This window comes from Prosthecodimorpha hirschii (assembly GCF_001305515.1).
Classification (GTDB): domain Bacteria; phylum Pseudomonadota; class Alphaproteobacteria; order Rhizobiales; family Ancalomicrobiaceae; genus Prosthecodimorpha; species Prosthecodimorpha hirschii.
In genome coordinates, this window is sequence record NZ_LJYW01000001.1 from 5,786,119 (window position 1) to 5,808,191 (window position 22,073).

21 protein-coding genes are annotated in these 22,073 nt (G+C 70.2%); 2 read left to right on the forward strand and 19 right to left on the reverse strand.

The features are described 5' to 3' along the window. Window positions 1-11: 11 nt before the first annotated feature. From ABB55_RS25375 to ABB55_RS25415, 9 genes are all read right to left on the reverse strand, one after another. Window positions 12-620, reverse strand: coding sequence for a TetR/AcrR family transcriptional regulator (locus tag ABB55_RS25375; RefSeq protein WP_054361316.1), 609 nt, complete (start codon window positions 618-620; stop codon window positions 12-14). 203 nt (window positions 621-823) lie between these two features. Next, the gene (locus ABB55_RS25380; protein ID WP_244472122.1) at window positions 824-2,437 is read right to left on the reverse strand and encodes a gamma-glutamyltransferase family protein; all 1,614 of its coding nucleotides are present in this window, start codon (window positions 2,435-2,437) and stop codon (window positions 824-826) included. Between the two features lie 17 nt (window positions 2,438-2,454). Next, the gene (locus ABB55_RS25385; protein WP_054361318.1) at window positions 2,455-3,429 is read right to left on the reverse strand and encodes an ABC transporter ATP-binding protein; all 975 of its coding nucleotides are present in this window, start codon (window positions 3,427-3,429) and stop codon (window positions 2,455-2,457) included. Further along, window positions 3,426-4,442, reverse strand: coding sequence for an ABC transporter ATP-binding protein (locus tag ABB55_RS25390; protein WP_054361319.1), 1,017 nt, complete (start codon window positions 4,440-4,442; stop codon window positions 3,426-3,428). The genes ABB55_RS25385 and ABB55_RS25390 overlap by 4 nt, the downstream gene beginning before the upstream one ends. Beyond that, complete coding sequence (locus tag ABB55_RS25395) at window positions 4,439-5,347, reverse strand: ABC transporter permease (protein WP_054361320.1); 909 nt, start codon at window positions 5,345-5,347, stop codon at window positions 4,439-4,441. The genes ABB55_RS25390 and ABB55_RS25395 overlap by 4 nt, the downstream gene beginning before the upstream one ends. 1 nt (window position 5,348) lies before the next feature. After that, window positions 5,349-6,266, reverse strand: coding sequence for an ABC transporter permease (locus ABB55_RS25400; protein WP_054361321.1), 918 nt, complete (start codon window positions 6,264-6,266; stop codon window positions 5,349-5,351). 18 nt (window positions 6,267-6,284) lie between these two features. Continuing rightward, window positions 6,285-7,805: an ABC transporter substrate-binding protein gene (locus ABB55_RS25405; RefSeq protein ID WP_083463939.1), complete on the reverse strand. Its 1,521-nt coding sequence runs from the start codon at window positions 7,803-7,805 to the stop codon at window positions 6,285-6,287. Beyond that, complete coding sequence (locus ABB55_RS25410; protein ID WP_054361323.1) at window positions 7,802-8,650, reverse strand: IclR family transcriptional regulator; 849 nt, start codon at window positions 8,648-8,650, stop codon at window positions 7,802-7,804. Before ABB55_RS25410 ends, ABB55_RS25405 begins: the two co-directional genes overlap by 4 nt. Before the next feature lie 54 nt (window positions 8,651-8,704). Further along, a complete protein-coding gene (locus ABB55_RS25415; protein WP_244472123.1) occupies window positions 8,705-10,318 on the reverse strand; it encodes a GMC family oxidoreductase in 1,614 nt (537 codons plus the stop codon). Window positions 10,319-10,684: 366 nt separating this feature from the next. On the opposite strand from ABB55_RS25415, the gene ABB55_RS25425 reads away from it, so the two are divergent. Both ABB55_RS25425 and ABB55_RS25430 read left to right on the forward strand, forming a co-directional pair. Then, window positions 10,685-11,758, forward strand: a complete 1,074-nt coding sequence (locus tag ABB55_RS25425; protein ID WP_083463941.1) for a permease — start codon at window positions 10,685-10,687, stop codon at window positions 11,756-11,758. A gap of 17 nt (window positions 11,759-11,775) precedes the next feature. Next, window positions 11,776-12,012: a thioredoxin family protein gene (locus tag ABB55_RS25430; RefSeq protein ID WP_054361326.1), complete on the forward strand. Its 237-nt coding sequence runs from the start codon at window positions 11,776-11,778 to the stop codon at window positions 12,010-12,012. Window positions 12,013-12,126: 114 nt separating this feature from the next. Here the strand turns inward: ABB55_RS25430 and ABB55_RS25435 are convergent, their stop codons facing one another. From ABB55_RS25435 to ABB55_RS25480, 10 genes are read right to left on the reverse strand one after another with little or no spacing between them, the layout of a single operon-like run. After that, window positions 12,127-12,909 carry a BtpA/SgcQ family protein gene (locus ABB55_RS25435; protein WP_054361327.1) on the reverse strand — a complete coding sequence of 261 codons (783 nt, stop codon included), beginning with the start codon at window positions 12,907-12,909 and terminating at the stop codon, window positions 12,127-12,129. Then, window positions 12,906-13,940 carry a carbohydrate kinase family protein gene (locus ABB55_RS25440; RefSeq protein WP_054361328.1) on the reverse strand — a complete coding sequence of 345 codons (1,035 nt, stop codon included), beginning with the start codon at window positions 13,938-13,940 and terminating at the stop codon, window positions 12,906-12,908. Before ABB55_RS25440 ends, ABB55_RS25435 begins: the two co-directional genes overlap by 4 nt. Next, window positions 13,937-15,070, reverse strand: coding sequence for an SIS domain-containing protein (locus tag ABB55_RS25445; RefSeq protein WP_152982186.1), 1,134 nt, complete (start codon window positions 15,068-15,070; stop codon window positions 13,937-13,939). The genes ABB55_RS25440 and ABB55_RS25445 overlap by 4 nt, the downstream gene beginning before the upstream one ends. Window positions 15,071-15,095: 25 nt before the next feature. After that, the gene (locus tag ABB55_RS25450; RefSeq protein WP_054361330.1) at window positions 15,096-15,902 is read right to left on the reverse strand and encodes an ABC transporter permease; all 807 of its coding nucleotides are present in this window, start codon (window positions 15,900-15,902) and stop codon (window positions 15,096-15,098) included. Continuing rightward, window positions 15,899-16,813 carry an ABC transporter permease gene (locus tag ABB55_RS25455; protein WP_054361331.1) on the reverse strand — a complete coding sequence of 305 codons (915 nt, stop codon included), beginning with the start codon at window positions 16,811-16,813 and terminating at the stop codon, window positions 15,899-15,901. The genes ABB55_RS25450 and ABB55_RS25455 overlap by 4 nt, the downstream gene beginning before the upstream one ends. Further along, window positions 16,810-17,868, reverse strand: coding sequence for an ABC transporter ATP-binding protein (locus ABB55_RS25460; RefSeq protein WP_054361332.1), 1,059 nt, complete (start codon window positions 17,866-17,868; stop codon window positions 16,810-16,812). Before ABB55_RS25460 ends, ABB55_RS25455 begins: the two co-directional genes overlap by 4 nt. 8 nt (window positions 17,869-17,876) lie before the next feature. Next, window positions 17,877-18,755, reverse strand: a complete 879-nt coding sequence (locus ABB55_RS25465; RefSeq protein ID WP_054361333.1) for a carbohydrate kinase family protein — start codon at window positions 18,753-18,755, stop codon at window positions 17,877-17,879. Window positions 18,756-18,763: 8 nt separating this feature from the next. Further along, window positions 18,764-19,828 (reverse strand): SIS domain-containing protein, encoded by a 1,065-nt coding sequence (locus tag ABB55_RS25470; RefSeq protein WP_054361334.1) that lies wholly within the window; start codon window positions 19,826-19,828, stop codon window positions 18,764-18,766. A 26-nt stretch (window positions 19,829-19,854) separates the two neighbouring features. Continuing rightward, the gene (locus tag ABB55_RS25475) at window positions 19,855-20,895 is read right to left on the reverse strand and encodes an ABC transporter substrate-binding protein (protein WP_054361335.1); all 1,041 of its coding nucleotides are present in this window, start codon (window positions 20,893-20,895) and stop codon (window positions 19,855-19,857) included. Between the two features lie 35 nt (window positions 20,896-20,930). Further along, window positions 20,931-21,974 carry an extracellular solute-binding protein gene (locus tag ABB55_RS25480; protein WP_054361336.1) on the reverse strand — a complete coding sequence of 348 codons (1,044 nt, stop codon included), beginning with the start codon at window positions 21,972-21,974 and terminating at the stop codon, window positions 20,931-20,933. Between the last annotated feature and the right edge of the window lie 99 nt (window positions 21,975-22,073).

A 22,073-nucleotide genomic window follows, 5' to 3' on the forward strand; every position in this document is an offset into this window, starting at 1 on the left:
GTTTGAGGACATCAGGCCGGCGTGCGGATGTCGGGCCGCGCCTGGATCAAGGCAAGGATCGGACGTACCATGCCGTCGAGACGGCTTCGGTCCGAGACGGTCCGCGCCATCACGCGCACCGCGATGACCAGACCGAGCAGAAGCCGGGCCATGTCGGTCGGCTCGACGGACGGCGCAAGGTCGCCGCCGGCGGCGGCCCGGACCAGCGCGCGGCGGAAGAAGGCTTCGATTTCGTCGAGATAGGCGGCGATCAGGATCGCGATTTCAGGATCGTGCGGCGCGACTTCGAGCGCGGTGTTGACGATCAGGCAGCCGCGCCGGTCCGGGTCGGCCAGCGAGGCGGAAATCAATTCGCCGAAGAAGGCGGCGATCGCGGCTTTCGGGTCCGGCAGCCGCTCCATCCGGCCGATCCGCTCGCGCATCGAGCGGACGGCATAGTGCTCCAGTGCCCGCATGAACAGCGAGCGCTTGTCGCCGAAGGCGTTGTAGAGGCTCGGTCCGTTGATCCCCATGCGGCCGGCGAGGTCGCGCACCGACGTCGCCTCGAGACCGCGTGCCCAGAAGCAGTCGATCGCCGCCTCCAGGACATCGGTCTCGTCGAAGCTTCGAGGGCGGGACACGGGACGCTCCGGCGCAGATCGCGGCGAAGCACCGCGCCCGCCGTCGGACGCGATAGTGTCGGTTCGTTTTGTATCGGACGATACAAAAGTCCGTGACCGGGCTTCGCCCCGGACGGCTCGGACGCCCCGGACGGCCCGCCGGGCCGCCTGGTGGGTGCCGCGGCGCATCTCGGCTGAGCCGGGAGAGCCGGACGGTTCGTCGGTCAGATGCGCATCGCGACCCCGTCATGGCCGGGATCGGCGCCGCCATCGAGATGGCCGTCATCGATGCGGATGCCGTGGACGGCCGCAAAGCCGAACGGGAAGGGGTTGCGGATGACGTCGTAGCCGAGCGCCGTCAGGTCGCGTTCGACCGCGTAGGGGATGCGGTTCGACACGTCGATCGCGTTGCTGGTCGCGGAGAAGCGCGGCGCCGAGACGGCCTCGGTCATGGTCATGTCGAAATCGACCACGTTGAGGATCGCCTGCAGCACGCCCATGGCGATCTGGGTCGCCCCCGGGGCGCCGACGACCAGCGCCGGATCGTCGCCGCGGAACAGGATCGAGGGGCAGATCGAGCTGAACCGCGCCTTGCCGGGCGCGATCGAGCCGGCATGGCCCGGCCGCGGATCGAACACGCCCATGCAGCCGTTATAGAGGAAGCCGAGACCCTCGGTGACCACGCCGGACGGCATGCCGAGCGAGTGGGTCATGGTCACGCAGGTGCCGTCGCGGTCGACCACCGAGATGTGGGTGGTGTCCTTGGTCGGCGTGCCGGCATTGAAGCGCGGCACCGCGGTCTTCTCGCCGGCGCGGATGCGGGCGGCCGCCGCGGCGGCGTGGGCCGCGCCGGTCAGGCGTTCCACCGGGATATCGACGAAGGCCGGGTCGCCGACATGGCGGTCCTTGTCGACGGTGGCGTGCTTCATGGCCTCGGCGACCACGCGCAGATATTCGGTCGAATTGTGCCCCATCGCGGCGAGGTCGAAATGCTCCAGCACGTTGAGCATCTCGACCAGCATGATGCCGCCGCCGGGCGGCGCGTTGGTGGCCAGCCGCAGACCGCGATAGGCGCCCCAAAGCGGCGCGGCGCGGACCGGCCGGAAGCCGTCGAGATCGCTCTTCGACAGGAGCCCGCCATGGGCGCGCATGTCCTCGTCGATGCGGTCGGCGATCTCGCCGCGGTAGAAGACGTCGGCGCCGTCGCGGGCGATCAGGTGCAGCACGGTCGCATAGTCGCGGTTGACGACCCGCTCGCCGACCGCCTTCGGGGTTCCGTCGGCGCGGCAGTAGAGCGCGCGGGCCGCCGGCGTCTCGGAGATGCGGCGGGGATTGGGGACGCGGCCCATTTGGCCGGGATCGGACCAGAAGCCGTGGACGTGGCGCCGGACGGTCCATCCACCTTCGGCCCAATGGATGGCCGGCTGCACGACCTCCGACCAGGGGAGGCGTCCGAATTCGCGCTGCGCCTCGTAGAGCGCGGCGAGCGTGCCGGGCACGCAGATCGACTGGTAGCCGATGTCGTTGACGTTGCCCTTGAGGATGAAGCCGTAGCCGTCGCGCGCCTCGCCCTCGATCAGGTCGGCCCACATGTCGGGCCGCGCCGCGCCGGGCGCCGGCGAGTGGAAGTCGATATAACCGTGGAAGCCCCGCTCCGGCATGAAGATGCCCAGGCTGCCGAAGCCGGCGATGCCGCACATGAGAGGGTCGACCACGGTCTGCACCAGCGCGCAGGCGATCGCGCCGTCGACCGCATTGCCGCCGGCGCGCATCACGTCGGCGCCGGCCTCCACGGCCTCGGGCTGCGGGGCGCAGATCATCCCGTTGGAGTAGGACACGATTTCCTCCGATGCTGTCAGTCTGTCGAGATGGGGTCGTGCAGGTGGCAGGCGACGCGGTCGCCGTCGACCTGGTGGAAGGGCGGGACGACCGACGCGCAGCGCGGCAGGCGCATTTCGCAGCGCGGATGGAAGCCGCAGCCGGCCGGGCGTTCGGTCGGGTCCGGAAAGCCGCCGCCTAGATGCATGTCGGGGATGCCGCGGCCCGGCTCCGGGGTCAGCACGGAGGCCATCAGGGCGCGCGTATAGGGATGTCCGGGGGCCGCGAACAGACGACTGGTCTCCGCCTCCTCGACGATGCGGCCGAGATACATCACCGCCACCCGGTTGGCGACATGCTCGACCACCGCCATGTTGTGGCTGATCAGCAGATAGGTCAGCCCCAACTCGCTCTGCAGCGACAGGAGCAGGTTCAGGATCTGCGACTGCACCGAGACGTCGAGCGCCGAGGTCGGCTCGTCGCAGATCACGATCGGCGGGCGCATGATCAGCGCGCGTGCGATCGCGACCCTCTGGCGCTGGCCGCCGGAGAGCTGGCTCGGCCGCGCCTCGGCGAGCCGGGCCGGCAGCCCGACCAGGTCCATCATCTCGGCCACCGCGCGCCTTGTGCCGGCCCGGTCGGCGAGCCGGTGCACCCGCAGCGGCTGGCCGATGATCGCGCCGATCGCCTTCTGCGGATTGAGCGACGAATAGGGGTCCTGGAACACCGGCTGGATGCGGCGGGCGCGCTCGGCGACCGACAGGCTGCCGACGGGCACGCCATTGACCAGGATCTCGCCCGCCGACGGCTGCTGCAGCCCGAGCAGGATGCGGGCGAAGGTGGTCTTGCCGCAGCCGGACTCGCCGACCAGACCGAGGATCTCGCCCTTGCGCAGGGTCAGGTCGATGCCGTCGACCGCCTTCAGCGCCTTGGCCGGGCGGAACAGGCCGCCGCCGACCGAGAAGGCATGCGAGACGCCGCGCGCCTCGAGCACGGGAGGTTCGCCGCTCATCGTCCGATCGCCCCCAGGCTTGCCGTCCGGGCGGCGGCTTCGAAAGTGTCCGGCGCGAGCGTGCATCGGGAGCGGTGGCCGGCGCCGAGGGTGCGGACCGGGATGGTACCGGCGCAGGCCTCGTGGGCATGCGTGCAGCGGCCAGCGAAGGCACAGCCTTGGATCGTGCCGACGAGGCTCGGCACGATGCCGGGAATCGCGCCGAGCGGACTGCGCCGCGGCGTCCGACCGGGGATCGGGATGCAGCCGAGCAGCGCGCGCGTATAGGGATGCGACGGCCGTTCGAAGACCGCGCCGACCGCGCCTTCCTCGACCATCTCGCCGGCATACATGACGCCGATCCGGTCGGCGACCCGGGCGACGACGCCGAGATCGTGGGTGATCAGCAGGATGGCGATGCCGAGTTCGGCCTGCAGGTCGCGCAGCAGGCGCAGGATCTGGGCCTGGATGGTGACATCGAGCGCGGTGGTCGGTTCGTCGGCGATGATCAGGTCCGGGCCGCACATCAGCGCCATGGCGATCATGACGCGCTGGCGCAGGCCGCCGGACAGCTGGTGCGGATACTGGCCGAGCCGGGCCGCGGCGGCCGCGATGCCGACGCGCTCCAGGAGATGGACGGCGCGATCGACGGCCGCCGCCCGCCCGACCTTGCGATGGGCCAGCATCGTCTCGACCAGTTGGTCGCCGATGGTGAAGGCCGGGTTCAGGCTGGTCATCGGGTCCTGGAAGATCATCGCCATGCGGTTGCCGCGCAGGCCCGCGATCGCGCGCCGCGAACCGCCCGCCAGGTCGACGCCGTCGAAGGCGAGCCGGGCCGCGCTGCGTCGCGCCTCGCGCGGCAGAAGGCCCATGATCGCCAGCGATGTCAGCGACTTGCCGCAACCGGACTCGCCCACGATGCACAGCGTCTCGCCGCGGCGGACGGAGAGCGAGATGCCGCGCACGGCATGCAGTTCGCCGGCCGGCGTCGGGATGCGGACATGCAGATCGTCGACCTCGAGCAGCGCCGTCATGCCCGCCCCCTGGAGACCGAGGCGTCGCGCAGGCCGTCGCCGACCAGGTTGATGGCCAGGATCAGCGCGAACAGGCCGAGGCCCGGAATGGTGATCATCCAGGGCGAGAAGAAGATGTCCTCCTTGGCCTCGGCCAGCATCAGCCCCCAGCTCGGCAGCGGCGGCTGCACGCCGAGGCCGAGGAAGGAGAGCGCCGCCTCGAACAGGATCGCGTTGGCCATCTCCACCGTCGCGATGACGATCAGCGGGTTGGCGACGTTGGGCAGGATCTCGCCGATCAGGATGCGCGGCGTCGAGCAGCCGAGCGCCTGGGCCGCGGTGACGTAGTCGCGCGAGCGGGCCTGCTGGGTCACCGAGCGCATCACCACGGCGAAGCGGTCCCACAGCAGGGAGCCGAGCACCAGGATCACGACCACGAGCGAACTGCCCTGCTTGGCGACGACCGCGAGTGCGACCAGGACGACCGGCATGGCCAGCCGCGTGGTGACCAGGAACGACACGACGAGATCGACCTTGCGGCCGAAATAGCCGGCGGCCATGCCGAGCGTGGTGCCGATCAGCCCGGACATGATCGTCGTCGCCGTTCCGATCAGAAGCGAGATGCGGGCGCCGTAGACGAGGCGGGTCCAATAATCCCGGCCGAGCTTGTCGGTGCCGAGCGGATGCGTCCAGGTCGCCTTGGGATGGTCCCAGAACCAGCCGTACCAGATCGGCGGCACCCGCCGCGCGACGATGTTCTGCGCATAGGGGTCGTGCCAGGTGATCAGCGGCGCGAACAGGGCGGCGGCGACGATCAGGAGCAGGATCGTCCCGCCGATGACGAGGCTGCCGTGGCGCAGGGCGGCGGGCAGGCGCCATCGGCGTGCGGCGACGGCGTCGGTGGGGCCGGTGATGGTGGCGGTCATGTCAGCCGATCCGGATGCGGGGGTCGAGCCAGGCGTTGAGCAGGTCCGCCGACAGGGTGAGCACGATGTAGATGAGCGAGATCATCAGCACGATCGCCTGGGTCACGGGCAGGTCGGACAGCGAGATGGATTCCCAGGCCAGGTAGCCGACGCCCTGCATGGCGAAGATGGTCTCGATGACCACCGAGCCGCCGAGCATGAAGCCGAACTGGACCGCCGCGACCGAGACCACCGGCAGGACCGCGTTGCGCAGGGCGTGCTTCAGGACGACGCGCGCCTCCGACAGGCCCTTGGCGCGGGCGGTGCGGATATAGTCGGAAGCGAGCACGTCGATCATGCCGGCGCGCATCAGTCGCATCAGCGTCGGCGCGGCGTAGTAGCCGAGCGCGATCGCGGGCAGGATGAAATGCGCCGTCGTCCCCGAGCCGGATGCCGGCAGCCAGCGCAGGTTGACGCTGAACACGACGATGCCGAGCAGTGCGAACCAGAAGGTCGGCATCGCCTGGCCGAACAGCGCGAACAGGAGCGCGATCCGGTCGATCCAGGAATTCGGCCGCAGCGCCGCCGCGATGGCGAGCGGGATCGAGAGGACCAGCGCGAAGGCGAGCGCCAGTCCGCCGAGCTTCAGCGTCACCGGCAGCCGCTCCATGATCACGTCGACCACGGGGCGGCGCTGCCGGTAGGACGAGCCGAGATCGCCCTGCAGCGCCTGACCCAGCCAGGCGACGTAGCGCGCCGCCAGCGGACGGTCGAAGCCGTAGGACTTGCGGATCGCCTCGACATCGTCGGACGTCGCGCCCTCGCCGGCGATCGCCCGGGCCGGGTCGATCGCCGCATTGGTCAGCGTGAAGGTGATGCCCGAGACGACGAACATCACCAGGACGCCGATGATCAGACGTCGCAACGCATAGGACAGCATCGGCCGGATCCTCGGCGGTTACTTCCAGCGCGACAGGAAGAAGCGCGGGTTTTCGTCGGGGAAGCTCTGGAATTCGAGATCCTTGGCGTGGGCGTAGACCACCGGATGGACCCAGAGCGGGAACCAGTAGAGCTGCTCGGCGATGCGTGCGACCGCCTGGTCGTAATTGGTCTTGCGCACGGCCGTGTCGACGGTGGCGGCACCGGCCTTCAGCCAGCCGGAGACGTCCTTGTCCTGCGCCATGTCGTCGGGGCCGAGCGTGAAGAAGTTGTTCAGGATCGCCGACACGTCGTTGATCGAATAGGAGCCCCAGTCGCCCAGGAACAGATGCGCGGTGTTGTTGACCACGCGTTCGCGGGCGGCGGCATATTGCAGGAAGGTGATGTTGGTCTTGATGCCGACGGCATCGAGATAGCCGGCGAGCGACTCGGTCCATTCGCGATTGCGGTAGGCGACCAGTTCGAGGGTCGTGCCCGGCGCGACGCCGGCCTCGGCGAGCAGCTTCTTGGCCTTGGCCGGATCGTAGTCGTACTGCGCCACATCCTGCCGGCAGCCGAACTGGGTCCGGTAGCAGGGCGCCTTGACGACGCTGGAGCCGGCGCTGATGACATATTCGACCAGCTTTGCCCGGTCGATCGCATGGGCCAAGGCCTGGCGGACGCGCGGATCGCGCAGCGGGTTCGGCTTGGCCATCTCGCGGGTGTTGTAGGCGAGATAGCTGATCCGCATGGTCTCGGCCGGCACCACCTTGGCAGTCCCGGTGGCGGCGAGGCGGCCGGCCTGATCCGGCGGCACGTACCAGATCCAGTCCAGCCCGCCGCTGAGCAGTTCGGCCATCTGGGTCGACTGGTCGGGGATCATCCGGTAGACGATCGACTTGATGGTCGACTGCCCCTTCGGGCTGTCCTTGAAGTATTGGCCGGTGAGTTCGACCTCGATCGACGTGCCGGGCGTGAACTTGACCAGCCGGTAGGGGCCGGTGCCGACGACCTTGCCGCCCGCGCCCGCCACGCCGCCCGGCCCGAAGAAGTCCTTCGGCAGGATGGCGATCAGGCTGGCCAGATATTCCAGCGCCGGCGGGAACGGCGCCTTCAGATGGATCTTGACCGTGTGGTCGTCGATCTTCTCGGCGCTCTTCATCCAGTTGACGTTGCTCGGAACGTTGATCTTGTTCTCGGGGGCAACGACATAGTTGATGGTATAGACGACGTCGTCGGCGCTGAAGGCCCGGCCGTCATGGAACTTCACGTCGTCGCGCAGCGACAGCTGCAGCGTCACGTCGTCGAGCCATTTCCAGGACTTGGCCAGCAGGGGTTTGAACTCGCCGGAGACCGGATCGCGGTAGATCAGCGTGTCCCAGATCAGCTGGCCGTTGATGATCATCGCCTCGCGATGGGCGTTGTAGTAGGGATCGACCGCCGTGATCGACGAGACGCTCGCCCATCTCAGGCTGTTGCTCGCCTTGTCGGCGAAACTCGGCGAAGCGGTCGCGGCGGTCACCGCGCAGGCAGCCAGCAGCATCCTCAATCTGCGCATCATCCAACTCCCTCCAAAGACGATTTTTCGCGGAGCGAGGCCGACAGTGCCGCCGCGGCGTCACGCAGTCGGGCTCCGATCTCCAGGACGCGGGTCGCGTCGTAGCGCGGCTTGATGCCGCCCACGCTGATGGCGCCGAGCATGTGGCCGCCGGCACCGAAGATCGGCGCGCCGACCGCCACCACATATTCGAACAGGTCTTCGTCGCCGATCGAGAAGCCGCGGGCGCGCGTGTCGGCGATTCTCTGGCGGATCGCGGTCGGATCGATGGTGGTGCGCGGCGTCGCCTTGGTCAGCGGCCGGCTGAGCACCTCGTCGATGAAGGCGTCGTCCGAGAAGGCGAGGATCGCGAACGGCGCGCCGCCGCAATGCAGCGGCAGGCGCGAGCCGATCTGCGAGCCGGCCACGATCACCGGCGCGCGGCCCTCGACCCGGTCGACGCACAGCGCCTCGCCGCGGTTTTCGACCATGAGCAGGATGACGTCGTCGGTCTCCTGCGACAGCTGGTGCATCAGGTTGATGGTCGACAGGCTGATCGGATGCTGGCGCTGCGCCCGCCGGGCCAGCTCGACGAAGCGCATGCCGAGCCGATAGCGGCCGGTCGACGGCTCGCGCTCGACCAGTTGCTCGTGATCGAGCGTGGCGAGCAGGCGGTGGCAGACGGTCGTCGACACGTCGAGGGCGCGCGCGATGTCGGTCAGCGTCGATCCGCCCTCGCCGGCGGAGACGGCCTGCAGCACCGACACGGCCTTGCGGACCGTCTGGCTGAGGTCTCGATCGGGCACGGCGGCGTCGCCCGATTTGCGCGGACGACCGACGGAGCGGCGCGGGGGGGATGTCTCGTTCATTTCCGATATCCAGAAATTATTTCCGAAATATCTGAGCATGGCGCGCATCCCGGTTCAAGTCCGCGCGTCGGCGAGCGCGAAGGCGGCTGCGCGTTCGCCGATCATGATCGTGGCCGCGTTGGTGTTGCCGCTGACGATGTCGGGCATCACCGAGGCATCGGCGATGCGCAGTCCGTCGAGGCCGCGCAGCTTCAGCCGCGCATCGACTACGGCCATCGGATCCGGTCCCATCCGGGCGGTGCCGACCGGGTGATAGACGCTCGATGCGGTGGCCCGGACCCAAGCGGCGATCTCGGCGTCGCTCCGGGCCGCGGCCGTCGGGGCCAGTTCCGGCCCGCGGATGCCGTCGAAGGCCGGACCCGCGACGAGGTCGCGGACCAGCCGCACCCCCGCCACGGTCGCGGTCAGGTCGGCCTCCGCGGCCAGATAGTTCGGCTGGATCAGCGGCGCGGCGAGCGGGTCGGCGCTGCGCAGGCGCAGATGGCCGCGGCTCTGCGGCCGGATCGGTCCGATCCGGATCGAGAAGGTGTCGGTCGGTCGCCGGCGTCCGGGCAGCGGCATCCAGAGGGCGGCGTTGGTCGCCGCGATCGGCAGCAGGAAGGCCTGCAAGTCCGGCGCCTCCAGGCCGTCGCGCGAGGCGAAGAAGCCACCCGCCTGGATCGGGCTGGCGCCGGCCGGCCCGGTGCCGGTGGCGGCGAAGCGCAGGAGGTTCAGGGCGAAGCGGTCGAGCCGCAGGTTGTCGACCATCGAAACCGGCTGCAGGCAGGCGAAGGCCGGAGCGACGTCGAGATGATCGTGCAGGTTTTCGCCGACGCCCGGCAGGTCGTGCAGCGTCCGGATGCCGACCGAGGCCAGATGTCCGGCCGGGCCGATCCCCGACAACAGCAGGAGTTGCGGCGTGTTGACGGCGCCGGCGCACAGGATCACCTCGCGGCGCGCGCGCACGATCGTGGTGCGGCCGCCCGAAAGCACCTCGACGCCGGCGATCCGTCCACCCTCGACGACGAGGCGCAGGGCACGGACCGACGGCCGGACGGTCAGGTTTCGACGCCGCCGGGCCGGCGCCAGGAAGGTCGTGGCGGTGGTCTGCCGGCGGCCGTTCAGGATGTTGAAATGATAGAAGCCGACCCCGGCCTGGCGGTCGCCGTTGAAGTCCCGGTTGAGCGGGTGGCCGGCCGCGACGCCGGCCTCGACGAAGCGGTCGAACAGGCCATAGGCGCGGCTCGCGGGGGTGACGGGCAGCGGGCCGTCGGTGCCGTGATGCCGGTCGGCCGGGCCGGCGAAGCCCTCCGACTTGCGGAAGGCGGGCAGCACGTCGGCATGGCTCCAGCCGGGATTGCCCCGCTGCGCCCAGCCGTCGAAATCGGCCGCGCTGCCGCGGATATAGACCATGCCGTTGAAGATGAACGAGCCGCCCAGCATGCGCCCACGCGGCCAGAAGATGCGCCGGCCGTCGAGATGCGGCTGCGGCTCGGTTTCGTAGAACCAGTTGTTCGGGCGCGCCCGGTAGAGCCGCCCGGCCAGCATCGGCACCCGGTAGAGCGGATTCCAGTCGGACGGGCCGGCCTCCAGAAGGCAGGTGTCGACGCTCGCATCCTCGCTGAGACGGGCCGCGACCACGCATCCGGCCGAACCGCCCCCGACGACCACGAAGTCGAACTCGTGCATTCGCGACACCTATTTTCCGATAATCGGAAATTAATTTCCGAATTCTTGCGAATTTACGCCTGGGTGTCAAGCGCGCCGGCGCGAGCCGCGCGGCGGGCGGCGCGGCAGTGGCAATGCGGTCGGAAACCGGGGCAGGGGACCCGCGACGGCCGGCGCCGGGGTGTGCCGGCGCCCCCGGCTGCGGACGGGCTACGTGCTCATGCGTTCTTGCGCATGTTCGGGGGCGATCCGACCTTCGCGCCTGTCGGCTTTCGTTTCGGTGCGGTCGGCGCTCGCGGCGCCCACGCGCCTCGGCGTGAGGCCGGCGCGGAGGGCGGCGACCGTGGAGGCCGCCGTCTGGACCTCCGGGGAGGCGAGGCAGGCCGCATGAACGCCCTTCAAGGCACGGGGTCCGATCCGGGTGCGCGAACCGATCTGCGCGCGGCGCCCGCCGTCTGGCTCGGCGGCACGGCGGGGTTCGTGCTCGCCTGGTTCCTGGTCTACCGGCAGTTGGTCCCGTTCTCGGAATGGGCCGTTGCGCATCTGCCGGTCGAGGCCGAGAGCCATCTCGGCAAGTCCGTCACCTTCTTCATCTACGACACCCCCAAGGTCCTGATGCTGCTGACCCTGGTCGTGTTCGGCATGGGGGTTGTGCGCAGCTTCTTCTCGCCGGAGCGGACGCGGGCGCTGCTGGCCGGACGAGCCGAAGGGTTCGGCAATGTGGCGGCCGCCGTCCTCGGCGTGTTCACGCCCTTCTGCTCCTGTTCGGCCGTGCCGCTGTTCGTCGGCTTCGTCTCGGCCGGCGTGCCTCTCGGCGTCACCTTCTCGTTCCTGATCGCCGCCCCGATGGTCAACGAGGTCGCGCTCGGGCTTCTGTTCGCGCTGCTCGGCTGGCAGGTCGCGCTGACCTATCTCGCCTTCGGCCTCACCCTGGCGATCGTGTCCGGCTGGGTGATCGGCCGGCTCCATCTGGAAGGATGGCTCGAGGAATGGGTCCGCAACGTGCGCGCGGCCGCCGTCTCGATCCCGCAGGAGCAGCTTTCGGTGGTCGACCGCCTCCGCGCCGGGCGCGACGCCGTCCGCGAGATCGTCGGCAAGGTCTGGATCTGGATCGTCGCCGGCATCGCAGCCGGAGCGGTCATTCACGGCTATGTGCCGAGCGAACTGCTCGGCGCCATCATGGGCAGGGACAGTTGGTGGTCGGTCCCGGCCGCCGTGCTGCTGGGCGTTCCGATATATTCCAACGCCGCCGGGATCATCCCGGTCGTGGAGGCATTGCTCGGCAAGGGCGCCGCGCTCGGCACCGTTCTCGCCTTCATGATGGCGGTGATCGCGCTGTCGCTTCCCGAAATGATCATCCTGCGCAAGGTCCTAACCGGCAAGCTGATCGCGGTGTTCATCGCGGTCGTCGGCACCGGCATCCTCGGCGTCGGCTTCCTGTTCAACGCCCTGTTCCGCTAAGGCAGACGGAGATCGCCATGAAGGACGTGAAAGTGCTCGGCCCGGGCTGTGCCCGCTGCAAGGCGACGGAAGACATGGTGCGCGATCAGGCCGCCCGGCTCGGTGTCGCCGTTACGGTCGAGAAGGTCACCGACTATGCCGCGATCGCGGGCTTCGGCATCGCCGCGACCCCCGGCATCGTCGTGGACGGCACGGTGGTCCATGCCGGCGGCCTGCCCAAGCCGGAAGACGTGGCGCGATGGCTTTCGGCATGAGCGGCGGCGCCCCCCGACGCGAAGACGGCGTCCCAGTAGCCCGCCCCGCCGGGCGAGCTTCCCACGAAATCAGGCCGCGCGCTCGGGCCGGCTCTGGCACCTTCGGGGCCGCGATCAGCCCTTGGCGGCCTCCATCAGGCGGCGGCACTGGTCGAGGTCCCACTTCAGCGGGTCGTTCGGTCCGGCATCCCGGCGCATGATCGAGGTCGACACGACGACGCCGGCCGCCTCGGCCAGGGCGCGTCCGATGTTGCCGGCATCGACGCCACCGCCGACGAGCACCGGAGCCTTGATGCCGGCGGTCCGCAGCGCCCGGATCCGGGCAAGGCTGTCGTCGAAATCGGTGCCGGTGATGACGAGCCCGTCCGCCCCCATGTCGACGGCCCATTTGGCGGCCTGCGGCTGCGAGACGCCGCCGATCGGCAGCGAGGTCCGGTCGTGGATGTCGGCCAGGATGGCGACCCCGTCGGCGCCGGCCGCCTGACGATAGGCCCGGGCGGCGACGCACAAGGCCGACTTCTGGCCCTCGGACGACATGACCGCCCCGACATAGACCTTGAGACGCACGAAGCCGGCGCCGCAGGCCTCCGCAATGGCGATCGGGCTTTCCGCATCGTGCGCCTGCACGATGATGCCGAGGGCGAGATCGGGGTATTCCCGGCGGATGAGACGGCCGAGGGCGGCGGTGCGCGCGACGGTCGCGAGGCTGGCGGGGCCGGCCGCGCGCGTCTGGTCCTGCAGCTTGACGGCCGGAATGCCGGCTTTCGCGAACACGGCGGCGTTGGTCAGCACGTAGTCTTCGAGATAGGCCATCGACAGGCCCGGCTGGACGACCGGATCGGGGAGATGCAGGGCGGCAATGACCGTGTGGTCGAAGGCAAGACGGTTCGGGGTCATGGTTGGTTCCGGATTGGGTGTGGGGCGCTGAAGGTGCTGAGCCTCGCCTCCGCCTGCGCGCGCGTGACCGCCAGGAGCGGCAGCGGGCCCCTGGTCTCGACCGCGAAGGCGGCCGAAACGGTGGCCCTTCTGGCGGCAATCAAGGGCGGCTCGCCGAGCAGCAGGCCGCTCAGGAAGCCGCCGCAATAGGCATCTCCCGCACCGGTCGGATCGACCACCGGCACCGTCAGGGCGCCGATCGCCTCGCACCGGTCCGAACCGCGCAGCGCGATCAGAGACCCTTCGCCGGCGAGCTTGACGCCGACCGCGCCGCGCACCCGCCCGGCCAGGGCGAGAAGCGCGGCCTCCGGGGGGCGATCGGGGGCCAGCATGGCCAGTTCGCGCCGGCTCGGCAGGAAGGCATCGACCAGCGGCAGGAGCTGGTCGAGATAGGCGGCGTCCATGGCGGCCGCGTGCGAGCCGGGATCGCAGGTCACGATCAGGCCGCGCGCCCGCGCCGCCCGCGCCAGGGCGAGCGTGGCGTAGGGACGGTTGGGGGCCAGATGGATGGCGCCGGCCGCCCAGACGGCCTCCGGCACATGGGCCGGCTCGACCGGATGGGCGCGGCGATAGCCGGCGAAGTCGCGGCCTTGCGGGGGATGGTCGGACAGCCTCCGTTCGAAGGCCGCCGCCGCGGCCGGCGATACCCGCTCGCCGACCATGCCGCAGGCGTCTGCGGTGGCTGCGGTCGCGTGGAGATGATCGCGCCGCTCGCCGTCGGTCCGGTAGAAGAACCATTCCTCCAGGTCGACCGCGACCGGATCGACGCTCAGCGCCAGGGGGGCGAGGCCGCCGGCCGCGAGCGCCGCCAGCATCGGGCGCGGATAGTTCTCCGGAATGCGCGCGCAGATGCCGACCGGGTCCAGCCAGAGACGGGCGCCGGCGGCGGAATAGACCGCATTCCCGCCGATCTGGCCGCGGACCAGCGCGCCGTTGTGCGACACGACATTGTCGATGATCACGCCGCCGGTGGTGAAGAGGCGGGGTGTCACGACCAGGGCCCGCCGAGCCCGAGCTCCGCGCGGGCCATCGCCGCATGAAAGGCCAGCGCGTGCAGGGGCACGGTGGCCATGATGGCGGCGAGCGGGCCCGCCGCCTCGGGAACGACGAGGTGATGGGCGACCCGTTCGACGATCTCCGCGTCCGGTTCCCGCAGGATCGCGAAGCTGGTGGCGCCCTCGGCCTGGGCGACGAGGGCCGTGTCGAGGGCCCGTTCGCGCGCTTCCGGCGCGGTCGCGACGATCACCAGCCGGTCGCCCCGCTTCGGCAGGCGGTAGTGGTGCATCTCCTCCAACGGCAGGGCGAAAGCGTGCGCCGGGGTCAGTTCGCGGAGCTTCGCGGCCCCGAAGGAGGCGGCCGCGAAATCCGGGCCGGCGCCCGTGAAGATCGTCATCGGAGCATCGGCGAGGGCGGACGCAACCCGGGCGACCGGATCGTCGATCCGCGCGACGAGGGCGTCGATGGAGGCCGGGAGCGCCGCGAGCGCGGTCGCGAGGTCATCGGTCGTCGCGACGCCCGGGGCGGGCGGGAACGCTGCGGCGAGATGCGCCGCGAGCCCGGCGAGGAGCGCGATCGAGGCCATCGACGACTGGGTCGGCCATCCCTTTCGCGACGCCTGCACGAGGAGGCCGGCGTCGAAGCCGGTCATCGCAGGGCTGCCCGGGGTGTTGGACATGCCGACCGCGATCGCGCCTTCGGCCTTGGCCCGGGCCAGGGCGTTGATCACCGCCGGCGTGTTGCCGCCGGAGGTCAGCCCGATCACCAAAGCCCCCCGGTTGATCGCGGCGCCCGCGAAGGCGGCGTGCTCGAAGGCCTCGACCGCGAAGCAGGGCACGCCGAGGGCGCGCTCCAGGATCGGCGCGGCGGCCAGGCCGACGAACCAGGAATCGCCGCAGCCGACCACGACGATCCGCTCGGGGCGGCCGCGCAATGCGCTGCGGACCCGCTCGAAATCGGGGCCGGCACCCGCCAGGGTCTCGGCGATGGCCGCGCCCTGCGCCAGCATCTCGGTGCGCGTCCGGCCGACGCGGGCCAGCCGGGCCGGGTCGCGGGGGGCGTCGGTGGACGGTTCGGCCCGCAATCGGGCCAGTCGTTGCGTCCAGTCCGTGGTCGGTTCGGTCATGGTCACTCTTGCATGTTGCGGAAGGTCAGCGGCCCAGCCGCTCGAGGCCGACGGTCCGGGCGACGACCAGCATCACCAGGAAGGACAGGCCGATCTCGATCGCCGAAATCGCCGCGATGGCCGGCGTCGAGTCGTTCTGGACCAGATAGTAGAGTTCCACCGGCAGCGGACGACCGCGCACGTCCGACGTGAACAGCGCGACCGTGACGTTGTCGAAGGCTTCGATGAAGGTGAACGCCCCCGCGGCGAGCAGTGCCGGACCGAGCTGGGGCAAGGTCACGCGCGCGAAGGTTTCGAGCTTGCCGGCGCCGAGATTGGCCGAAGCCTCGTCGAGCCGCGGATCGAGCCCGGCGAGCCGCGCCATGGTGATGCGGATGACGAAAGGCAGGCAGAAGACGGACAGCGCGGCGACCAGCATGGCGTTCGAGGCGCGGAAGGCGAAATAGGCGCCGAAAAACAGGCTAGCGATGCCGATGACCATGCCGGGCATCATCTGGGGCGACAGCAGGAACGCGTTGAGGGAGGCTTTTCCGGGGAACGTGCCCCGCACCGCCGCGAAGGCCGCCGGCACGCCGAGCACCAGGCCGATCAGCGCGACATAGACCGAGATCGTCAGGCTGACCCAGATCGAGTCGGTCAGCTGCCGGTTCTGCAGGAGCGACTGATACCATTTCAGGCTGAAGCCCGACGGCGGAAACGAGATGTAGGCGCGCGGCTCGAACGATATGGCGATCACGACCAGGCTGGGCGCGACCAGGAGCAGCAACGCGAAGCCGGCTAGCAGGACGAACAGCGCCGTCCACAGGCGGTCGGACCAGGTCATGGCTTTCATGCGCGCGCCTCGCTCCACCGATTGATGCGGCTGCCGACCCAGACGATCAGGAAGACGAACGCGAAGGAGCTCGACAGCAGGATCGCGGCCAGCACGGCGCCGCGCGTCCAGTCCAGCACCACGACGGTCTGTTCGTAGACCTGCACGGCGAGCGTGGCGTAGTTTCCGCCGCCGAGAAGCTGAGGCACGATGAAGTTCGTGTAGGAGATCGCAAACACCAGGGCAAGGCCCGCGAAGATCGCCGGGACGCTCATCGGCACCACCACCTTGAAGAAGGTCTCGGCCCGGCTGGCGCCGAGATTGAACGACGCCTCTTCCAGGCGCCGGTCGCGCTCGGCCAGCACGGCGAGCAGCGGCAGGATCATGAACGGCAGGTGGATCTGGGTCATGCCGATGATCACCGCATAGTCGGTGTTGAGAATGCGCAGGGGCTCGTCGATGACCCCGAGCTGGATCAGCGTGTGGTTCACGATGCCCCGCCGGCCGCCGAGGATCACCAGCCAGGCATAGGCGCGGACGAGCGCGCTGGTCAGGAGCGGGGAGATGACCGCGACCAGCATCAGGGTGCGCCAGATGCCCTTGGTCTGGCTGTAGAGATAGGCCACCGGATAGGCGAGCAGCAGCGTCATGACCGTCGAGATCACGGCCACATAGAAGCTTCGCCATGTCAGGCGCCAGACCAGGGTGTCGTTGAGAGCCGCCCACAGGGGCTGGAGCGTGAAGCTGTCGCCCACGATCCGGCCCCGGTCGATGGTGACGAAGCCGAAGGCGAGCAGCGTCAGCATGGGCAGGACCAGGAAGACGATCAGGAACAGCACCGCCGGCAGGGCGGGCCAGAAGCCGCCGCCGTGCAGCATGCGTCGGACGAGGCGGCCGGGGCGCCGGCCGGGCGAGATCGCGGCGGCGGTCATGGGGTCCCCCGCTCGATGACCCGGCAGGCGGCCGGATCGATGACGCCGATCGAGACCGGACTTCCCGCCGCGAGCGGGACTTCGCCGGAGCGACGGTTGACCGTGACGCGCAACGGCTCGGGGAAGCCGGCATCGACTTCGTATTCGATCGTCGGACCCTGGGCGATGGCGAACAGAACCGTGCCGGGTGGTCCGGATTGTCCGGTGCCCGGGTCGATCCTGCCTGCTGCGAGCGTCAGATTCTCGGGCCGCACGATCAGGTCCGCCGGGCCGTCGGGCCGTTCGGCGACCACCGCCGGAAAGTCGACCACGGCCCCGGCGCGCAATCCGACCGGAAGGATGTTGGCGCGGCCGATGAAGGTCGCGACGAAGGGGTTGGCGGGGCGGTCGTAGATCGCGAGCGGCGGCGCGACCTGCTCGAAGGTGCCCGCACGCATGACCGCGACCTGATCGGACAGCATCATCGCCTCGCTCTGGTCGTGGGTCACGAAGATCGAGGTGATGCCGAGCCGCTCGATCAGCTTGCGCAGTTCGGTCTGCATCGACAGCCGGAGCTTGGCGTCGAGCGCATTGAAGGGCTCGTCGAGGAGCAGCACGTCCGGCTCCAGCACGAGCACGCGGGCGATGGCGACCCGCTGCTGCTGCCCGCCGGACAATTGGGCCGGATAGCGGTCGCCGAGCGGACCGAGCGAGACGATGTCGAGCGCCCGCGCGACGCGGTCCTTGATTTCGGGTCCCGGCCTGCGGCGGACCTTGAGCCCGTAGGCGACGTTCTCGGCCACGGTCAGATGCGGAAACAGGGCGTAGTTCTGGAACACGTAGCCGACGCTGCGCCGGTTCGGGGGCAGGGCGGTGATGTCGATGCCGCCGACCAGGACACGGCCGGCATCGGGCTCGACGAAGCCCGCCAGCGTTCTGAGCAAGGTCGTCTTGCCGCAGCCGGACGGTCCGAGCAGGGTCATCACCTGGCCCTTCTCGACGGACAGCGAGCATCCGTCGAGCACGCGCACGTCGCCGTAGCTCTTGATGATCGACTCCATGACGATGTGCGGCATTGTCGGGCTCAATGGGTTGTAGCGGGTGAAGGGAAGGGGGGCGTGGCGAGCCCCAGAGCGGAGGGACCGATGCCGGCGACCGCCGCGGCCCCGACGCGCACGGCGACGCGGCAGGCCGCATCGAGCGTGTCGCCCGCCGCGATGCGCGCGGCGAGGGCTCCGACGGTCGCGTCGCCGGCCCCGGTCGGGTCGAGCACGGTTGCGGGCGGCGGTGCGACGGTGACCACGCGCGTGTCGCCGGCCCGGCAATAGGCGAGCCCGGCGCTGCCGCGCTTCTGGACGATGTCGCAGCCGCGCGACGCCAGCGCGACCACGGCCGCGTCGTCCGCCACATCCGGCAGCAGGAGCGCGGTCTCCTCGCGGCTCGGCGCGAAGAGGCGGAGGCGGGGCAGAAGCTCGAGCCCGCCGGCCGGCCATTCGGCCGGCCCGGCCGCCGCGAAGGCTTCGCTGGTGTCGGCGACCGCCGGGCAGTCGAGCCCGGCCAGGATTGCGGCCGCATGCACCGGCGGCATCGGGCACAGCACGGCGATGTCGGCGGCCGGCCCCACGACGGGCGGACGCAAGGCGGCCGTGCGTTCCCACCACAAGGCCTCGCCGTAGTGGCTCGACGCCCGGTCGCCGCCGGAGGCGTGCCGGATGCGGGCGCGCCGGGTCGGGCCGGCGGCCGGCCGGATCCATGAGACATCGATGCCGAGGCCGGCCAGGGCGGCGATCCACGCGGCCGGATAGTCCTCGCCCCGGCACGCGACGATCGCGGCCTCCGCGCCGGCCATCCTGGCACCGAGCGCCCCGTAGAGCGCGGCGCCGCCGGCGACGGCATCGGAACGAACGCCCGGGGCGACGATGCCGTCGATGGACAGATAGCCGTAGAGGACGACCTTCGGCATGGCCTTCCCTATTGCCCCGTGCCGATCAGCGATCGCCGGGTCAGCATGCGGCTGACCGTGAAGCGCGTCTCGTCCGCCTTGAGGTGCTGCCGGCTGTTCGGATCGAGCCCGCTCGCCTCCGCCATCCGATAGGCCAGCCGTTGGAGCGGGATCGGCGTGATCAGCGGAGCGAGCGACACGGGGACGGCCGGCAAGGTGATGCGATGGGCGGCGGAGGCGACCGGGGTCGCGTCCGTGTCGATCGCCAGCGTCGGCACGCCGAGCCGCGCCAGCGCCGCGCAGGACGCGTCGGCGTATTCGGCCAGGGCCGGATCGGCCGCGACGACGACGACCAGATCGGTGACCGGCATCGCCCAATACTGGCTGTGGGCGAATTCCTCCAGATCGCCGGACCAGACCGGCAGGCGCGTCAGCTCGACGAATTTCGCCGCCCCGTAACGCGCGGTTCCGCGGTCCGCACCGGCCGAGAGGATGCGGATGCCGGTCGGCACGGGCGTGCCGAGACCGGGCAGGACCGCGGACGCGGCCCGTTCGGCCGAAGCCTGCGCCTCGGCGATCCGCATGAGGTCGATCGGGTCCGACGAACCCGCGGCCCCGGCGGCCAGAAGCATCAGCGCGAACAGGGTGGCGGTGTAGCTCGCCGTGCCGCACAGGAACGGCGCGATATCCGGCAGATCCAGCGAGACCTTGCGGGTTGCGATTTCGCCGAGCCGCCCGCCGCTGCCGTTGACCAGCGCCAGCAGCGGAATGCCGGCCGCCGAGACGGCGCGCGCCGCCTCGACCGTCCGGTCGACATTGCCCGACATGGAGATGCAGACGACCCGATCGTCGGGGCGCAGGCGGCCGGCCGACAGCACCAGATCGAGCGCCCCGATCGCCCGCCAGTCGAGCCCGAGTTCCGCCGCCCGGTGTGCCGCGGCTTCCGCCGCGAACACGCCGTCGCCGCAGCCGGCCACGAACACCCGGCCACGCGGGCCGGGTGCCAGCACGGCGCGGCCGAGCGCCGCGAACGCGTCCGCCCGCGCGCCCAGGCCGCGCAGGACATCGGGCTGGCGCGCGATGTCGCGAAGCATGGGCGGCGTGCTTTCAAACGCCGTGGTCATGACGCGAACAGCCGATCGAACTGCTCGACGATCTTGCCGCGCTGCGGCGCGATCTTGCTCCAGTCGACGGTCTGCAGCTTGGCGATTTCGGCGGGGGTCGAAGGCGTGTAGGCCTTGGCGGCCTCCGGCACGGCGACGCCGCGAACGGTCGGGCCGAAGAAGTACGGCGCGTTGGCGGCGAACTGCTGGTATTCGGGCGACAGGATCTCGTTCATCCACTCGTTCACCAGATCCGGTTCGCGCGTCTTGGCGATGGCCGACATGAACGAGATGATGGCGACCGGACCCGGATCGGGCTGGACGAACTTGATCGGCAGGCCCTTGGCGGCGGCACCGGCGGCGTCGTTGTTCCAGATCGGGGCGAGGGCGATCTCCTCGCGCTCCAGCATCTGGATCAGCGCGGTCGGGGACCGGCCGACCATCGGCTTCAGCTCCTGCAGCTTGGCCCAGCCGGGCTCCAGGTTGTCCTCGGAGCCGCCATAGATCTTGGCCGCGATCGCCAGAACGCCGAGGCCGAGATTGGAGGAGGCGCGCGGGATGGCCACCTTGCCGCGATATTCCGGGTTCCAGAGGTCGGCCCAGCTTTTCGGCGCCGTCTTGAGGAGCTTCTCGTTATAGGCGATGCCGATCAGCGAATAGCTCGCCGGCACGCCGAAGCCGCCCGACTTGGCCATCAGCTCGGGCACGACATTGGCGGCGTTCGGCACCTTCGACGGATCGAGCTTCTGGATATAGCCTTCGCGCTGGGCGGTCAGGTGCGGCGGCTCGCCGTTGGGCATGGCGTCGAAGGGCGAGAAGCCCTGCGCGGCCTTGATCTGCGCCACGATGTCCTGGCTCTCGCTCGGCACGAGGCGGATGCGCAGGCCGGGATGCTTCGCCTCCATCTTGCGCGCGAGCCACTGGTGCGGCTCCTGCAACTGGCCGGCGAAAGAGACGATGACCAGTTCCTTCGCGCCCTGGGCGCGGACGATGGCGGGGAGCGCGAGCGTGGCGCCCACGCCGGCGAGAAGCGTCCTGCGGGTGAATGCGGTCGACATGGCGGATCTCCGATTGGGGGTGGTCTGGCGATCGGTCAGATCGCGAAGGTGCGGTCGAAGCGTTCGACCAGACCGCCGCGCTGGGGCGCGATCTTCGGCCAGTCGATCGTCTGCAGGGCGAGCACCTCGGCCGGGGTCGAGGGCGTGTAGGGGCGCGCGGCTTCCGGCACGGTGACGCCGCGAATGGTCGGGCCGAAGAAGTAGGGCGCGCCGGCGGCGCGGGCCTGGTATTCGGGCGTCAGGATGCCGTCGAGCCACTCGGCGATCAGGTCCGGGTTCTGGGACCGGGCGATGCCGGAGAAGAACGACAGGATGGCGATGGCGCCGGGCGCCGGCATCGCGAAGCGGATCGGCAGGCCCTTTTCGGCCGCCGACGCGGTGTTGTTGTTCCAGAGCGGCGCGACCGCGATTTCCTCGCGTTCGAGCATCTGGGTCAGGATGGCGGGCGACCGCGCCGCCTTCGGCTCCAGCGCCCGCAGCTTCTCCCAGCCGACCTCGAGCGCGGTCTCCGATCCGCCGAAGCTCTTGGCCGCGATGGCCAGCGTGGCGAGGCCGAGATTGGACGAGGTCCGCGCGATGCCGACCTTGCCGCGCAGATCCGGGCGCCACAGGTCGGCCCAGGATTTCGGCGGGTCCTTGATCAGCTGGCTGTTATAGGCGATGCCGATCAGCGAATAGGTGGCCGGAACGCCGAAACCCTGGGACTTGGCGAGCAGTTCCGGGAAGACGTTGCCGAGATTCTTGAGTTTCGTGTCGTCCCGCCTGGCGATGTAGCCTTCCGTCATCGCGGTGATGTGGGGCGGCTCGTCGTTCGGCATGGCGTCGAAGGGGGAGAAGCCCTGTCCCGCCTTGATCTGGGCGACGATATCCTGGCTGTCGGACGGCACGAGCCGGACGCGCAGGCCGGGATGCCGGGCCTCCATCTGGTCGGCCAGCCAGCGGTGCGGCTCGGAAAGCCGGCCGGGATAGGTCACCACGACGAATTCGCGGGCCTGCTGGGATCGGGCGATCGACGGCGCCGCGAATGCGGCCGCCGAGGCCGCGGCGACGAATGTCCTGCGGGTGATGGATTGGGACATGGCTGATACCCCCCTCGATGAACGGCGAAGGACGGCCTGCAGATGGCGGATCGCGCATGGAGGGACGAACGGGACTTCAGTCCCCGGACCGTACCGATG

Coding starts and splice junctions, on each gene's coding strand:
- ABB55_RS25385 (WP_054361318.1), bottom strand. CDS start 3,429: ATGAGCGGCGAACCTCCCGTGCTCGAGGCGCGCGGCGTCTCGCATGCC.
- ABB55_RS25390 (WP_054361319.1), bottom strand. CDS start 4,442: ATGACGGCGCTGCTCGAGGTCGACGATCTGCATGTCCGCATCCCGACG.
- ABB55_RS25395 (WP_054361320.1), bottom strand. CDS start 5,347: ATGACCGCCACCATCACCGGCCCCACCGACGCCGTCGCCGCACGCCGA.
- ABB55_RS25400 (WP_054361321.1), bottom strand. CDS start 6,266: ATGCTGTCCTATGCGTTGCGACGTCTGATCATCGGCGTCCTGGTGATG.
- ABB55_RS25405 (WP_083463939.1), bottom strand. CDS start 7,805: ATGATGCGCAGATTGAGGATGCTGCTGGCTGCCTGCGCGGTGACCGCC.
- ABB55_RS25410 (WP_054361323.1), bottom strand. CDS start 8,650: ATGAACGAGACATCCCCCCCGCGCCGCTCCGTCGGTCGTCCGCGCAAA.
- ABB55_RS25415 (WP_244472123.1), bottom strand. CDS start 10,318: ATGCACGAGTTCGACTTCGTGGTCGTCGGGGGCGGTTCGGCCGGATGC.
- ABB55_RS25425 (WP_083463941.1), top strand. CDS start 10,685: ATGAACGCCCTTCAAGGCACGGGGTCCGATCCGGGTGCGCGAACCGAT.
- ABB55_RS25430 (WP_054361326.1), top strand. CDS start 11,776: ATGAAGGACGTGAAAGTGCTCGGCCCGGGCTGTGCCCGCTGCAAGGCG.
- ABB55_RS25435 (WP_054361327.1), bottom strand. CDS start 12,909: ATGACCCCGAACCGTCTTGCCTTCGACCACACGGTCATTGCCGCCCTG.
- ABB55_RS25445 (WP_152982186.1), bottom strand. CDS start 15,070: ATGACCGAACCGACCACGGACTGGACGCAACGACTGGCCCGATTGCGG.
- ABB55_RS25450 (WP_054361330.1), bottom strand. CDS start 15,902: ATGAAAGCCATGACCTGGTCCGACCGCCTGTGGACGGCGCTGTTCGTC.
- ABB55_RS25455 (WP_054361331.1), bottom strand. CDS start 16,813: ATGACCGCCGCCGCGATCTCGCCCGGCCGGCGCCCCGGCCGCCTCGTC.
- ABB55_RS25460 (WP_054361332.1), bottom strand. CDS start 17,868: ATGCCGCACATCGTCATGGAGTCGATCATCAAGAGCTACGGCGACGTG.
- ABB55_RS25465 (WP_054361333.1), bottom strand. CDS start 18,755: ATGCCGAAGGTCGTCCTCTACGGCTATCTGTCCATCGACGGCATCGTC.
- ABB55_RS25470 (WP_054361334.1), bottom strand. CDS start 19,828: ATGCTTCGCGACATCGCGCGCCAGCCCGATGTCCTGCGCGGCCTGGGC.
- ABB55_RS25475 (WP_054361335.1), bottom strand. CDS start 20,895: ATGTCGACCGCATTCACCCGCAGGACGCTTCTCGCCGGCGTGGGCGCC.
- ABB55_RS25480 (WP_054361336.1), bottom strand. CDS start 21,974: ATGTCCCAATCCATCACCCGCAGGACATTCGTCGCCGCGGCCTCGGCG.